Origin of the sequence: Desulfococcus sp. (genome assembly GCF_050178255.1) — a bacterium.
Classification (GTDB): domain Bacteria; phylum Desulfobacterota; class Desulfobacteria; order Desulfobacterales; family Desulfococcaceae; genus Desulfococcus; species Desulfococcus multivorans.
On sequence record NZ_JBFXGG010000091.1, the window covers coordinates 1 to 12,236 of the forward strand.

A 12,236-nucleotide genomic window follows, 5' to 3' on the forward strand; every position below is an offset into this window, starting at 1 on the left:
ATAGACGTTCAAGATCCCACCCCTCCCATTCACCCTTAGCCAAGGAGGCGCCCCTATGGAAACATGGCAATTCTTGATCAATCAGGGTCCTGAAACCCTGAAGCTGGCCTGGGAGCATGCCTGGGTAGTGGCGGTCGCCGTTACCATCGCCATATTCACCGGCGTCCCCATCGGTATCTGGATCACCTTCAACCGCCAGGCCGCCGACATCGTACTCTATATTGCCGGTATCATCATGACGATCCCCTCCATCGCCCTTTTCGGCATCATGATTCCGATTCTCTCCGTTTTCGGCTACGGCATCGGCACCGTGCCCGCCATCGTCGCCCTGGTGCTCTACTCCCAACTCCCCATCATCCGCAACACCTATGCCGCCATCAAGAATGTCGATCCCGCCGTCATCGACGCCGGCATCGGGATGGGCATGACCCGCTTTCAGGTGCTGCTCAAGGTTCAGGTGCCCATGGCGCTCAGCATCATCTTCGCGGGAGTCCGGGTTGCCGTGGTCATGTCCATCGGGATCGGCGCCATTGCAGCCTACATCGGCGCCGGAGGTCTGGGACATTATATCTTCATGGGCATCAACCAGACCTACGACGCCATGATCAATGCCGGCGCCCTGTGCGTTGCCGTCATGGCCATCATCACGGATTATATCTTTGGATGGATTGAAAACCGCCTGGTCAGCAAAGGATTGAGGACATAGCCATGATACGACTCGAACGCCTTACGAAAATCTATCCCGGAAGCACGATTCCGGCCGTGGACAACATCAGTCTGCACATTCCCAACGGAGAGATCTGCATCCTCATCGGCTCTTCCGGTTGCGGCAAGACAACCCTGATGCGGATGATCAACCGCCTGGAGCCCATCACCTCGGGCACTATCAAAATCGACGGCAAGGACGTCACCCACATGGACGTCATCGAGCTTCGGCGCGGCATCGGCTACGCCATCCAGCAGATCGGTCTCTTCCCCCACATGACCGTCTTCGAAAACATCACCGTCGTCCCCAGGCTCCTGGGGTGGAACAAAAAACGAATGAGCGAACGGGTTGACGAACTTCTCTCCCTGGTGAACCTCGATCCGGCCATCTATCGGGACCGCTATCCCCGGGAGCTCTCCGGCGGTCAGGCCCAACGGATCGGCGTGGCCCGGGCCATGGCGGCCAACCCACCGGTCATGCTCATGGACGAACCCTTCGGCGCCATCGATCCCATCAACCGGGAGGTGCTTCAGGACGAGTTCCTCAAGATCCAGGAGAAGCTCAAAAAAACCATTGTCTTCGTGACCCACGACATCCACGAAGCGGTCAAGATGGGCGACCGCATCGCTCTTCTCGACGCCGGAAACCTCATTCAATACGCCACTCCGGAAGAGCTTCTCACCCGCCCTAAAAACCAGTTCGTCAAGGATTTCGTTGGTGCCGACCGGGCACTCAAGCGCCTCGATCTGCTCAAGGTGGCGGATGCCATGCTGAAAAACCCCGTCCGATGCAACACCGAGGATGCCAGCGAAAAGATACTCGAGCGCATGATCGAGAAGGATCTCGATTATCTTCTGGTCACGGCGCCGGGCAACCGCCTCGTAGGATATGTCAATCTCGATATGCTTCGAGGGCACAAAGGTATTGTCGGCGACCTGGCCCGGCCCATGAGCATCACCGTTCGACCGGATCAGAATCTCAAGGACGCCCTCAGCAAAATGCTCACCTACGACATCGGCATCGTCGTGGCGGTGGACGATCAGGGTGTACTGCAGGGGGTCCTCAATTCGAAAACCCTTGTTTCCGTAGTAGGCGAAACCTATGATGAACACGGCGGCCATTGGGGCAGGATCACCACGGGCGGGAGGATTCTATGAAAAAAAAGAAAAAAACCGGAGGTGCCGGCCGTTTCTGGATGATGACAGCCTTCGTGCTGACCTTTATATCGGGTATCTACGCGGAACAACTTGGATTTCTCCAATTCGCCATGGACAACCCCGAGGAGATCTGGATGCTCTTTGTGGAGCACATCCAGTTGGTCCTCATCTCAAGCGTCATATCCATCGCCATCGGCGTCCCCACCGGCATCCTGCTCACCAGGGGCTTCATGCGAAGGTATCGGGACTGGATTCTCAATATCCTGGGTATCTGCCAGACGGTCCCTTCGCTGGCGGTCATCGCGATCGCAATGACCTACCTGGGCATCGGCAAAAAAACCGCCATCTTCGCGCTGGTAATATACGGTCTTCTACCCATCATCCGTAACAGCGTCGCCGGACTGGCCGGCATCAACCCGGTCTTTCTCGACGCGGGCAGGGGCATGGGCATGACTCCCGCCCAGATGCTGTTCAAGGTGGAACTGCCCAATGCCATGTATATCATCCTCACCGGCATCCGAACCTCCACCGTCATCAACGTCGGCACGGCAGCCATGAGCTTTCTGGTGGGCGGCGGCGGCCTGGGCGATCTGATCTTCAGCGGGATCGCCATGGTGGACCCGGGCTATATGCTCGCCGGAGCGGTTCCCACGGCGGCTCTGGCCATCTTCATGAACTGGTTCATCGGAAAGATGGAGGGATGGATTGTCAGCGACGGACTGGTCTACGAAAAATAGCGGGATAGGAGCGCGTATCGGGCGATGTGCCCGCTTTCGATCCAATGCGGCATCTATTCAAAACCCAAACCGGTAATGCAACACCGAAAGGAGAGCGACAAACAATGAAGAAAATGACATGGAATTTGATTACGGCACTGTTGATCGCGGCCTTCACCCTGACAGGTACGGCCTTTTCCCAGGAAAAAAAAATAGTGGTCGGCGCCAAGAACTTCACCGAGCAGCGGGTTCTCGGGCTGATCATGATCGAACTGCTGCAGAAAAACGGATTTACAACGGAGGACAAGACAGGACTCGGGGGTACCCTGGTGGCCCGAAAGGCCCTGGAGAACGGCCAGATCGACATCTACATGGAATACACCGGGACCGCCCTGGTCACCATGCTGAAAGAGAAGGAGGTCATTACCGATCCACAGGCGTGCTATGATTTCGTTAAAGAGGCCGATCTGGAGCGAAACGGCCTGGTCTGGCTCCCCATGATGCCCTTCAACAATACCTACTGCCTCATGATGCGCAAGGACGACGCCGAGAAAAAGGGCATCAAGACCCTCTCGGATCTTTCCGCCTACGTCAAGGCTCACAAGAACGAGATCAATTTCGGAACCAACGAAGAATTCTACGCCCGCCCCGACGGCTACAAACCCCTTCAGAAAAAATATGATTTCCAGTTTGGTCGCAAGAATATCAAGAAGATGACCCCCGGTCTTCTTTACAAGGCCCTGGAAGGCGGTCAGGTGGACGTGGCCATGGGATTCGCCACCGACGGTCGCATCAAAGGCATGGGATTTGTAGTTCTCGAAGACGACAAGAACTATTTTCCGGTCTACAATCCCGCACCGGTGGTGAAGAAGGAGACGTTCGAGAAATATCCGGAGCTGGAAACCATTTTCCTCCCTCTGACCGATAAGCTCGACACCGCGGCCATGACCGAGATGAACTATCAGGTCGACACCGAACACAAGCCTGTGGAGGATGTGGCCAAAGCCTGGCTCAAGACTGCGGGATTGCTGTAAACCTTCAAGTAACTGCCGTGGCCGGCGGCGCTCGCTTCAGGGTTGCCGGCCCCCATTTTTTGAGGAGACTGCCCGGGTTCATATCATGAATTCGGGCTTTTTCTAGAGGACTCGGCTTTCAACTTTCATGATGGTGACCGGATAGCGGATACGGTCCATGAAAATCGACAGTTGAGTAGAGGAGAAATTGGAGATATGCCCCACAGTTTAACCGGTCATGTCATCCGGTTCATCACCCATACCCGCTGGCAGGACTTGCCTGAGACGGTTCGCCGCCAGGCGCGCCGATGCCTCATGGACGCCATGGGTGCCATGATCGCGGGCACGAAGACTCCCGTCGGCGCGATTATGACCGAGATGGCCCAGGAACAGTATCCGGGGGACCAGGCCGCCATCCTGGTCCGGAACCGGAGAGCCTCTCTTGTCGGCGCGGCCTTGGCCAACGGCTTTGCCGGCAACGCCCTTGACATCGACGACGGCTATCGAAGGGTCAAGGGCCACCCGGGCGCCTGCATCCTGCCCGTGGTGCTTGCCGCCGCCGAAGCAAACCGGTCCTCCGGCGCGGCGTTCCTGACGGCCCTGGTCATCGGCTACGAGGTCGGCATCCGGGCCGGTCTGATTCGACACGCCACCTACGCTGCTTACCATTCGTCCGGATCCTGGGGCGCCGTGGCGGCCGCCGCCGCCGGCGGGAGGCTCTTTGATCTGTCCCCGGAGACATTACGGCACGCCATGGGAGCCGCTGAATACCACGCCCCCATTGCCCCCATGATGAAGGGCATCGATACCCCCTCCATGGGCAAGGACAGCATCGGTTGGGGGGCTATGGTCGCCATGAACGCCATCCTCATGGCGCGGAAGGGATTCACCGGCATCCGCCCCCTTTTCGACGATACGCCGGAACCGAGGTGGGTGGAAAACCTTGGACGTGAGTGGGAAATCCTCAACCTTTATTTCAAGCCCTACGCCGCATGCCGGTGGGGGCAGCCGGCCGTGGCCGGCGCACTGAAGATCGCCCGGGAACATCATCTCAAGCCGTCGGAAATCCGGCACATCCGGGTACGCACCTTCGAAGCCGCCGCCAGACTTCCCCTGGGCCGTCCCCGGAATACCGAGGAGGCCCAGTACAGCCTGGTGTTCCCGGTGGCCGCCGCGTTGACGGACGGGGAGGTGGGACCCGCCCAGGTGCTGCCCCCGCGCCTCCACGCTCCCGAGCTGGCGACCTTGATGAACCGGATCTCCATCGAAGTCGAACCATCGTTTGACGCTGAATTTCCGGCAAAAGCGCCGGCGGAGGTGTCGGTTGAAACCATGACCGGCGAACGCTTCACCTCCGGCAGAATCGAGGCCCTGTGGGAACCGCCGGACACCCTGCCCTCGGATGCCGACCTCCAGCAGAAATTTCTTTGGCTGACCGCTCCGGTTATCGGCCGGGATCCCGCCTGCAACCTGGCGGAACAGATCTGGTCGGCGGATCGGTGGGCCGATATCCACCCCATTATTGATGGGTCCCGAGCCGCCGTCTGAACGGCAGGTACCCTCGCAACCATCGTTCACGCGTATTCATGAAAGGATGTCGTTAATGAAAGTGGGCGTATATCAGACCAATCCTGTCCTCCTGGATGTCAAGAGCAACATGGAGGACACACTTCAGAAAATCGAGGCTGCCAAGGCCGAAGGCGTCGACCTGGTGGTCTTCCCCGAACTCTCCCTCACCGGATATTTTGTTCGGGAAAGATACCATGAAGCGGCGCTTCGCATGGATTCGCCCGAAATCAAACGGTTGGCCGCAGCAACCCGGGGGACGGCGGCCGTCATTGGGTTCATCGAAGAGTCCAAAGCCATGAATTTCTACAATTCGGCGCTGGTGGCCGTGGACGGCGAAATCCTTTTCGCCTACCGAAAGCTCAATCTGCCCAATTACGGTGTTTTCGAGGAACGCAAGATCTTCTCGTCGGGGAAGCAGGTCCGGGTCTTTCGTCATAAAGGTCTGACCATCGCCCCTTTCATCTGCAACGACCTCTGGCATCCTTCCCTGCCGTATCTCGGGGTTACCCAGAAGGCCGACATCTTCATCACCATGTTCAACTCTTCCCGGGGATCCATGGGAAACGAGTTCTCGAACATCGAAAGCTGGAGCATCATCAACCGATTCTATTCCCGCGTGTTCGGCGTTTACAATCTCTGCGCCAACCGCGTGGGATGCGAAGTCTTCGAGGATCTCAGATCGCGGGACGAAACACCGGAGGATGCAACCGACACGAGTATGGTGGACGACAACCCTTTCCGGTTCTGGGGCGGCAGCGAGATCATCAACCCCTTCGGCCATGTCATCACGTCGGCGGCACTCTTCGAACCCGATGCCGTCTTCGCGGATATCTCGAGGGACCTGGTCCGCAGAAAGCGAATTCTGCTCCCCTACCTTCGGAACGACGATCCCTACTTTACCCACCGGGAGCTGGGAAGAATCCTTTACGGGCAAAAACTATCGGCCTGACATCAGAAGAGCGTCCGAAAGACGGCCGGGCTTCTTGTCCCGACGATCCTTTCGATCAAATAAGGGGCATCGCACAAATAAGGGGCATCGCATGCCCCGGATGCCCCTTCCCCGTCCGCCCTTCCCTGCCCGGTTCCGGCAGATTACCCGTCGAAAACCTCCAGATTGAACAGGATGTCGTTCTCGCGATAGGATCGCTCGAGTTTCTCCTGATGCATCTTCAATGCGTCGCCGTACCGGCCGGAGAGTTCCAGGACGATATAGTTGATCAGGCAGGTGAGGCTGGCGGTGCTGCCGAAAATCGGGATATGTTTCGAAGGGGCCACCAGCACATGGCGGGCAAACCCGTTCACAGGGCAAAGAGAACTGTCGGAGATGACGATGAGGGTATGCCCCATCCGACGGACATGCTTCGCGATGCGAATCAGCTCATTGGGGTAGCGGGAGGTCGCAATCAGGATCACCAGGCTTTCCGGGGAGGCAATGGTCAGTCGGTCCAGGCTGGTGGAGTCACTCCCCTTCAGGATCTGGATATTCCCTCGAATCTTGGTGAGCTGCCAGCCGAAATAATAGGCCAGGGTGAAAGAAAGGCGGGATCCCACAACGAAAATATTGTCGCTGTCATGGAGCGCCGACGCCGCCGCGCGGATCGTTTCGATGTCCAGGCTCCGGTACATCTGCTTGAGATTGTCGATCTCCTTGAAAACCTCGTGACGGAAGCGATCGGCGCCCGGTTCCCCCATATCCGTCAGATCCACCCGGTCCACCAGCGTCATCTCCGTGTCCACAAGATCCCGCAGCGCCTGCTGGAAATTGCTGTATCCGTCAAACCCCACCTGGACCACGAACCGGACCACCGTGGCCTCGCTCACCTCGCAGGCCTGGGCCAGTTCCTTGGTGGTCATGAAGACCACCTTTCTCGGATTGGACAGGATGAAATCGCTTAAAATTCGGCCCTTTGGCGTGAGGGATGAACGGTTCTCAATGATTTTCTTCAGAAGAGGATGCTCCTGGAGTTTGACCATGGTATTCCTTTCAAAATGCGATTGTATTTTGTCATTTGAATGTCGCTGAAAACAGTTTTTCCCCCTGACCTCAAAGCATTTTTTGTATCCGGAGAATGCTCAGGTTGACATTTCAGCTGAATTTTCTGAGGAAGGTACAAAAAGCACCGGACGAAATTATCTGAATTTTATCCTTAACGTCTCCCGACGTTTTTTTCAACAGCAAATTAACGGATGGATTGAAGCGCTTTCAAGACATATCGGTTTTATCCATATTTGATTTTGCAGCGTTCTTTTTGGTATTTTTTATTACATTCCGAATAGAATATCCGGCATCTTCATCACCCGGGATCAGCAATCTTCGCAAAAACTTGATTCATCGACCAAAATCGTCTATCCTTTTTTAGATTCGACATTCGACTGTGAAAGACCGTTGCCGGCGTCATGTCGAAGTCGGCCGTCGCGTCCCTGAAACCACCTGAGGTAAAGAGGCCCCATGATATCCGAACCTATGACGTTTTCAGATGTGCTTGCCCAGACGGTGCTGGATTCCCTCTCGGCCCATATCGCCATCATCGACCAGAAGGGTATTATTCTCGAAACAAACCAGGCGTGGCAGGGTTACGCCCGCAAAAACGGGCTGGAGGGAAACGCGGACGCCATCGGAACCAACTACCTCGACGTCTGCGAAAACGCATCGGGTGACGACGCGGAGGATGCCCGGAAGGCAGCCGACGGCATCCGCCTCGTCATCTCCGGCGAGGCCAGGGAATTCCTCTACGATTACCCCTGCCATTCCCCCAACGGGGAGCATTGGTTCTACATGCGCGCCGTTCGGATACTCTATGACGGCCCGGTTCGCGTCGTCATCAGCCACGAAGACATTACCGATCTGAAGCTCGCGGAAGAAGCGTTGAAAGAAAGCGAGGCGGCCCTCAAAGAACAAAAACAGAGCCTGGAGGAGAGCAACATCGCTCTCAAGGTCCTCCTCAAACAACGGGAAGCCGACAAGGTCGAGCTGGAACAGAAGATTCTGGGCAACATGAAGAAACTCGTCTTTCCCTATATCGAAAAGCTGAAAAAAGCCGGCTTGAAAGCCAGAGAACGGACCTTCGTGGAGATTGTCGATACCCATTTGAAAGACATCATTTCGCCTTTTCTGCAACGCATGTCAGCAGCCGATATTTTCCTCACGCCCCAGGAAATTCAGGTGGCCTCGTTGGTGAAAGACGGAAAGAGCAGCAAGGAAATCGCGGAAATCCTGAGCATCGCCGAGACGACGGTTCACTTCCACCGGCGCAATCTCCGGATCAAGTTCGGAATCGAGAATCGAAAGACCAACCTGAGGACCTATCTCCTTTCCCTGTCCTGACGGCCTGCCCTCGATATCGTTCCTCCCCGTCGCCTCTTCGCCTGCAAATGATGGGATTTGCCCCTCATTCACTTCTTAAACCTCTCTTATTGAGTCTGCTACGGCCTGCATTAAATTGTACTCAAGGATTCGAACCGATCCGATGGCTTCGGCCAACACAATGAACTGAAAGGCGATGACATGAACCTGATAACGAAAGACGCTGTTGCAGACGTCAGATTTACCCTCTCATGGGAAACTCCGGAAGCGCGGCACACGGAAGTGTATCGTGCCCCCCAGCTCAACCTGTGGCGTGACATCCTCCCGCATGACATCCATGACGGATTGATGGGAAGCGGCGCCGGCGATTCGGTGGAGATGGACGTAACGGCCCATCTGCCCGCCTATCGACCGAGCGAGAGCTTCACCCTGAAGCGATCGCGGTTTGGCGACACGCTTCTGGGCGCGCCGAGAATCGGCCGCTTCTATCCCAAGGGCCTTCTCAAAGACGTCACCGGGGTCTTCCCACAGAATATTTCACCGTTTAGATGCATTCACGTCGAAAACGGACATATCCAGGTGGAGTTCAATCACCCCCTATCGAAAAGATCGGCACATCTTGTCGCCGAAGTGATGAAGGTCGATGAGAAAAAAATCGAGCGGGGCGGAACCGTCATGGATTGGCTGGAAACCGTGAGCGAGGGACCGGGTATGCAGGCCCGATGGTGTGGGCATCCCACCGACTTTTTCGCGGACGCTCCCTTCCTGCGGGATGACGAGGCACCGGACGGCCGTTTTTACAGCAAGCCCCGTTTCGTTCATCACCTCGATGCCGCCGCCATCGAGGTCATCAAAGCGCTCTACGCAAGATTCCTCGATGACGGTGCGCACGTTCTCGACCTCATGAGCAGCTGGACATCGCATCTTCCCAACGACTTTAAAGCGGGGCGGGTCTCGGGGCTGGGCATGAACATCGCGGAGTTGGAGCAGAACACCGCTCTCACGGACCGCGTGATCCACGATTTGAACATCGATCCCGAACTTCCCTATCCATCGGAAACTTTCGATGTTATACTGTGCACGGTTTCGGTGGAATATCTGACCCAACCGCAATCGGTGTTCGATGAAATGGCGCGGGTGCTCAAGCCTCGAGGCATTGCCGTGGTAACATTCTCCAACCGCTGGTTTCCGCCAAAAGCCATCCGGATCTGGAAGCACCTTCACGAGTTTGAACGGATGGGGTTGGTTCTGGAGTATTTCGAGCGGTCGGGTCGGTTCGGGGGTCTCGAAACCTACTCCGTCCGCGGCCTGCCGAGACCGTGGGATGACAAGTATTATCCACAGATGCGCTATTCCGATCCGGTGTATGCGGTGTGGGGACGAAAACTGAGCTGACGGGAATTGAAAGAAAGGATCTAAAATGACATTAAAATCGTATTTTGAAGAAAAAAAAGGGTTCGGCGTACTTTCCACCGCTGACGGCGAGGGTCGGGTGAATGCAGCCGTCTACTCCAGGCCTCATGTACTGGAAGAAGGTACGGTGGCTTTCATCATGTGGGACCGTCTGACCCACAGCAATCTTCAGTCCAATCCCAACGCCGTATTTCTGTTCCGCGAAGACGGGGCCGGTTACAAAGGAAAGCGACTGTACCTGACGAAGACGCATGAGGAGGAGGAATCCGAATTGCTCCACGCCTTGCGCCGAAAGAGTTCGTCACCCGAAAAAGACGCCGGTATGTCCAGGTTCCTGGTGTTTTTCCAGGTTCACAAAGCGCTTCCCCTCATCGGAGCGGGGGAGGACGCATAGAGCGAAAGGCGCAATATCATCCACAGGAGGTGTCGGCGGTCAGTGAGGCGTTGACCGCCGACAGAACCGCCATGGCGGTTCAGGAAGTTTTTCTGTTTTTTAACATGCGATATGCTGCAAGAAGCAAAACAGCACCGCCGACGGAGACGAGCAACCCCTTGAAATTAAATCCCGAAAAGCTTCCGAATCCAAGCAATGAACTGATAAATCCCCCCACGAACGCGCCGGCAATGCCGATCAGAATGGTGACGAAGATGCCTCCCGGGTCTTTTCCCGGCATAACGAGCTTTGCAATGACGCCGACAATGAGTCCCAGCACAATCCACGAAATGATGCCCATGACAGTTTTCTCCTTTTATCGGGTTGATGTTATGATGACGTTGGTTTAAGGCGTGCTTCTCGCCATGTTTCAAGCTTCTCTTCGATAAACCGAATAACGGCCCGGTGTTCGTCCGCGCCTCTGCCTTGCACCCACAAGGGTTCACCGAACGCAAATCGGACTTTTTTCAAAGGATCGATCCTTCCAAAATCCTTGAAGCAACGGCCGTTCTCCCAGGCATCCGTCATCAGCGCCAGGGGAACGACGGGAACCTCGGCCCGTTGCGCCAGCTTGATACCGATGGAATTGAATTGAGACGGCTCAAAGCGCCGGGTACGCGTGGTCTGGGGAAAAACGATGATGGAAATCCCTTGTCTGAGGCGAATCATTCCTTCCTCGAGTACGGTCTTGAAGTCCCGGCGGGGATGGGTTCGCGTCACGGCAATGGGATCCCGGGATTTCAGAACGTATCTGAAGAATGGATAGGCCAGCAGACTCTTTTTGACAACAAACGTCACCGGCTTGACGGGCTGAACAATGCCGGGGAGCACGGTAGTCTCCATGACGCTCATATGATTGCCGATAATCACACAAGGCACACGAAGCGCTTTCAGGTGTTCGACGCCGGTGATTTCGAACGCTACGCCGACACGCTCCAGGGCTCTCAGGGTGTCAAAACTGCTCCGGGTCCAGTCGCTTCCGTCGTAAAGACCGCGCTCCGCCTTGACGCTCGCCCGGTACACGATGAAAAGAAACCGGGCGTAAAAGGACAGGTCCGGAAAGGCTCTCGAAAAGGGTGAAATCCTGACGGGGTTCGTCCGGTATGGCGATCGCAATTGAATGAGTGGCTTCATGGAAAACAGGCCTCGGGGCCGAATCTCTTCCGACAGGTTATGAACGGTGTCTGTCGGTGGACGGCGCCCATCCGGTGTTTCGACCGAAGCGTTTCCGCTACCGGCCGCCTTGAGGATCAAACTTCAGTTGAGCTAAATCCACGTTTTTAAGAACCTCTTCGATCTCCTCCCGGGGAATTTCAGGCAGGCTTTTCCGGTCGGGTCGCAGCTGTCGAGCCCCCCTGAGATAAACATGTACAATATCCTTCGCCTGAGTGCGGGTGTTCCAATGGATCAGAACACGAATGCACCGGGGGAGGCTGTTCGGCACCGTCATCTCGTGACCGCACAACAGCGCTACATCATACCATCCCAACTGCCGGGCGGCCAACGCCGGATAAGTGGCGTTCAAATCCGTCGTGGTTGTGAAATAGGCGCTGGCGACATCCTCCGGTTTCATGTCGTTGGCGCGGATGATGAGAAACAGCATCTCCCGGGCCGCCGCAAGAATGGCCTCGTCGGTGTTTTCAGTGACGGTGACGGCGCCGCGGACACCGCGGCACACCATCGGCCCGCGCTCTTCCGGGAGACGCTGTTCATCCAAATTCATCGGCTCTCCCTCGTGAGGACTATTCACCACTGCCCGCTACGGCAAAGCCTTTGGGGGTCAGCCCGGTGGAGGAAGGTGTCCCGGCGATTTGGGCGAGGTATATATCCCCCAATTTCTGAATGTGTTCATTGACGCTGTCAAAATAATTGTAGTGGGTCTGCTCTTCGTCAATGATGGTTTCAAAAAGTTTTACACTGATGCT

At 56.2% G+C, this 12,236-nt stretch carries 13 protein-coding genes and 1 pseudogene; 9 read left to right on the forward strand and 5 right to left on the reverse strand.

Annotated elements, in window-relative coordinates; all coding sequences use genetic code 11:
* The first annotated feature begins 55 nt into the window (after positions 1-55).
* From AB7S84_RS13555 to AB7S84_RS13580, 6 genes are all read left to right on the forward strand, one after another.
* A complete protein-coding gene (locus tag AB7S84_RS13555; protein ID WP_020875610.1) occupies positions 56-706 on the forward strand; it encodes an ABC transporter permease in 651 nt (216 codons plus the stop codon).
* A gap of 2 nt (positions 707-708) precedes the next feature.
* Positions 709-1,863, forward strand: coding sequence for an ABC transporter ATP-binding protein (locus AB7S84_RS13560; protein ID WP_020875609.1), 1,155 nt, complete (start codon positions 709-711; stop codon positions 1,861-1,863).
* Complete coding sequence (locus tag AB7S84_RS13565) at positions 1,860-2,600, forward strand: ABC transporter permease (RefSeq protein WP_020875608.1); 741 nt, start codon at positions 1,860-1,862, stop codon at positions 2,598-2,600. The genes AB7S84_RS13560 and AB7S84_RS13565 overlap by 4 nt, the downstream gene beginning before the upstream one ends.
* 104 nt (positions 2,601-2,704) lie before the next feature.
* Positions 2,705-3,613: a glycine betaine ABC transporter substrate-binding protein gene (locus AB7S84_RS13570; protein ID WP_020875607.1), complete on the forward strand. Its 909-nt coding sequence runs from the start codon at positions 2,705-2,707 to the stop codon at positions 3,611-3,613.
* 195 nt (positions 3,614-3,808) lie between these two features.
* The gene (locus AB7S84_RS13575; protein ID WP_020875606.1) at positions 3,809-5,140 is read left to right on the forward strand and encodes an MmgE/PrpD family protein; all 1,332 of its coding nucleotides are present in this window, start codon (positions 3,809-3,811) and stop codon (positions 5,138-5,140) included.
* A gap of 55 nt (positions 5,141-5,195) precedes the next feature.
* Positions 5,196-6,110, forward strand: a complete 915-nt coding sequence (locus tag AB7S84_RS13580; RefSeq protein ID WP_020875605.1) for a nitrilase-related carbon-nitrogen hydrolase — start codon at positions 5,196-5,198, stop codon at positions 6,108-6,110.
* Positions 6,111-6,253: 143 nt separating this feature from the next.
* Here AB7S84_RS13580 and AB7S84_RS13585 read toward each other — a convergent pair whose 3' ends face one another.
* The gene (locus AB7S84_RS13585; RefSeq protein ID WP_020875604.1) at positions 6,254-7,135 is read right to left on the reverse strand and encodes a MurR/RpiR family transcriptional regulator; all 882 of its coding nucleotides are present in this window, start codon (positions 7,133-7,135) and stop codon (positions 6,254-6,256) included.
* A 475-nt stretch (positions 7,136-7,610) separates the two neighbouring features.
* On the opposite strand from AB7S84_RS13585, the gene AB7S84_RS13590 reads away from it, so the two are divergent.
* The 3 genes from AB7S84_RS13590 (at position 7,611) to AB7S84_RS13600 (ending at position 10,272) form a co-directional block, all read left to right on the forward strand.
* Complete coding sequence (locus AB7S84_RS13590) at positions 7,611-8,486, forward strand: LuxR C-terminal-related transcriptional regulator (protein WP_020875603.1); 876 nt, start codon at positions 7,611-7,613, stop codon at positions 8,484-8,486.
* 180 nt (positions 8,487-8,666) lie between these two features.
* Entirely contained in the window at positions 8,667-9,860 is a 1,194-nt protein-coding gene (locus tag AB7S84_RS13595; RefSeq protein ID WP_020875602.1) for a class I SAM-dependent methyltransferase, read from the forward strand.
* Positions 9,861-9,885: 25 nt separating this feature from the next.
* Entirely contained in the window at positions 9,886-10,272 is a 387-nt protein-coding gene (locus tag AB7S84_RS13600) for a pyridoxamine 5'-phosphate oxidase family protein (protein ID WP_020875601.1), read from the forward strand.
* Positions 10,273-10,351: 79 nt separating this feature from the next.
* Here the strand turns inward: AB7S84_RS13600 and AB7S84_RS13605 are convergent, their stop codons facing one another.
* From AB7S84_RS13605 to AB7S84_RS13620, 4 genes and pseudogenes are all read right to left on the reverse strand, one after another.
* Complete coding sequence (locus AB7S84_RS13605) at positions 10,352-10,612, reverse strand: GlsB/YeaQ/YmgE family stress response membrane protein (RefSeq protein WP_020875600.1); 261 nt, start codon at positions 10,610-10,612, stop codon at positions 10,352-10,354.
* A 29-nt stretch (positions 10,613-10,641) separates the two neighbouring features.
* Positions 10,642-11,445: a lysophospholipid acyltransferase family protein gene (locus AB7S84_RS13610; protein ID WP_020875599.1), complete on the reverse strand. Its 804-nt coding sequence runs from the start codon at positions 11,443-11,445 to the stop codon at positions 10,642-10,644.
* 97 nt (positions 11,446-11,542) lie between these two features.
* Entirely contained in the window at positions 11,543-12,034 is a 492-nt protein-coding gene (gene aroH / locus AB7S84_RS13615; RefSeq protein WP_428155035.1) for a chorismate mutase, read from the reverse strand.
* Between the two features lie 19 nt (positions 12,035-12,053).
* Positions 12,054-12,236 (reverse strand): annotated as a pseudogene (locus AB7S84_RS13620) (bacterioferritin); the annotation flags it as partial.

What these genes read in the sequence shown, in the direction of transcription:
- aroH (WP_428155035.1), bottom strand. Translation starts at nt 12,034, where the DNA reads ATGAATTTGGATGAACAGCGTCTCCCGGAAGAGCGCGGGCCGATGGTG.
- AB7S84_RS13570 (WP_020875607.1), top strand. Translation starts at nt 2,705, where the DNA reads ATGAAGAAAATGACATGGAATTTGATTACGGCACTGTTGATCGCGGCC.
- AB7S84_RS13590 (WP_020875603.1), top strand. Translation starts at nt 7,611, where the DNA reads ATGATATCCGAACCTATGACGTTTTCAGATGTGCTTGCCCAGACGGTG.
- AB7S84_RS13560 (WP_020875609.1), top strand. Translation starts at nt 709, where the DNA reads ATGATACGACTCGAACGCCTTACGAAAATCTATCCCGGAAGCACGATT.
- AB7S84_RS13565 (WP_020875608.1), top strand. Translation starts at nt 1,860, where the DNA reads ATGAAAAAAAAGAAAAAAACCGGAGGTGCCGGCCGTTTCTGGATGATG.
- AB7S84_RS13585 (WP_020875604.1), bottom strand. Translation starts at nt 7,135, where the DNA reads ATGGTCAAACTCCAGGAGCATCCTCTTCTGAAGAAAATCATTGAGAAC.
- AB7S84_RS13610 (WP_020875599.1), bottom strand. Translation starts at nt 11,445, where the DNA reads ATGAAGCCACTCATTCAATTGCGATCGCCATACCGGACGAACCCCGTC.
- AB7S84_RS13580 (WP_020875605.1), top strand. Translation starts at nt 5,196, where the DNA reads ATGAAAGTGGGCGTATATCAGACCAATCCTGTCCTCCTGGATGTCAAG.
- AB7S84_RS13600 (WP_020875601.1), top strand. Translation starts at nt 9,886, where the DNA reads ATGACATTAAAATCGTATTTTGAAGAAAAAAAAGGGTTCGGCGTACTT.
- AB7S84_RS13555 (WP_020875610.1), top strand. Translation starts at nt 56, where the DNA reads ATGGAAACATGGCAATTCTTGATCAATCAGGGTCCTGAAACCCTGAAG.
- AB7S84_RS13595 (WP_020875602.1), top strand. Translation starts at nt 8,667, where the DNA reads ATGAACCTGATAACGAAAGACGCTGTTGCAGACGTCAGATTTACCCTC.
- AB7S84_RS13605 (WP_020875600.1), bottom strand. Translation starts at nt 10,612, where the DNA reads ATGGGCATCATTTCGTGGATTGTGCTGGGACTCATTGTCGGCGTCATT.
- AB7S84_RS13575 (WP_020875606.1), top strand. Translation starts at nt 3,809, where the DNA reads ATGCCCCACAGTTTAACCGGTCATGTCATCCGGTTCATCACCCATACC.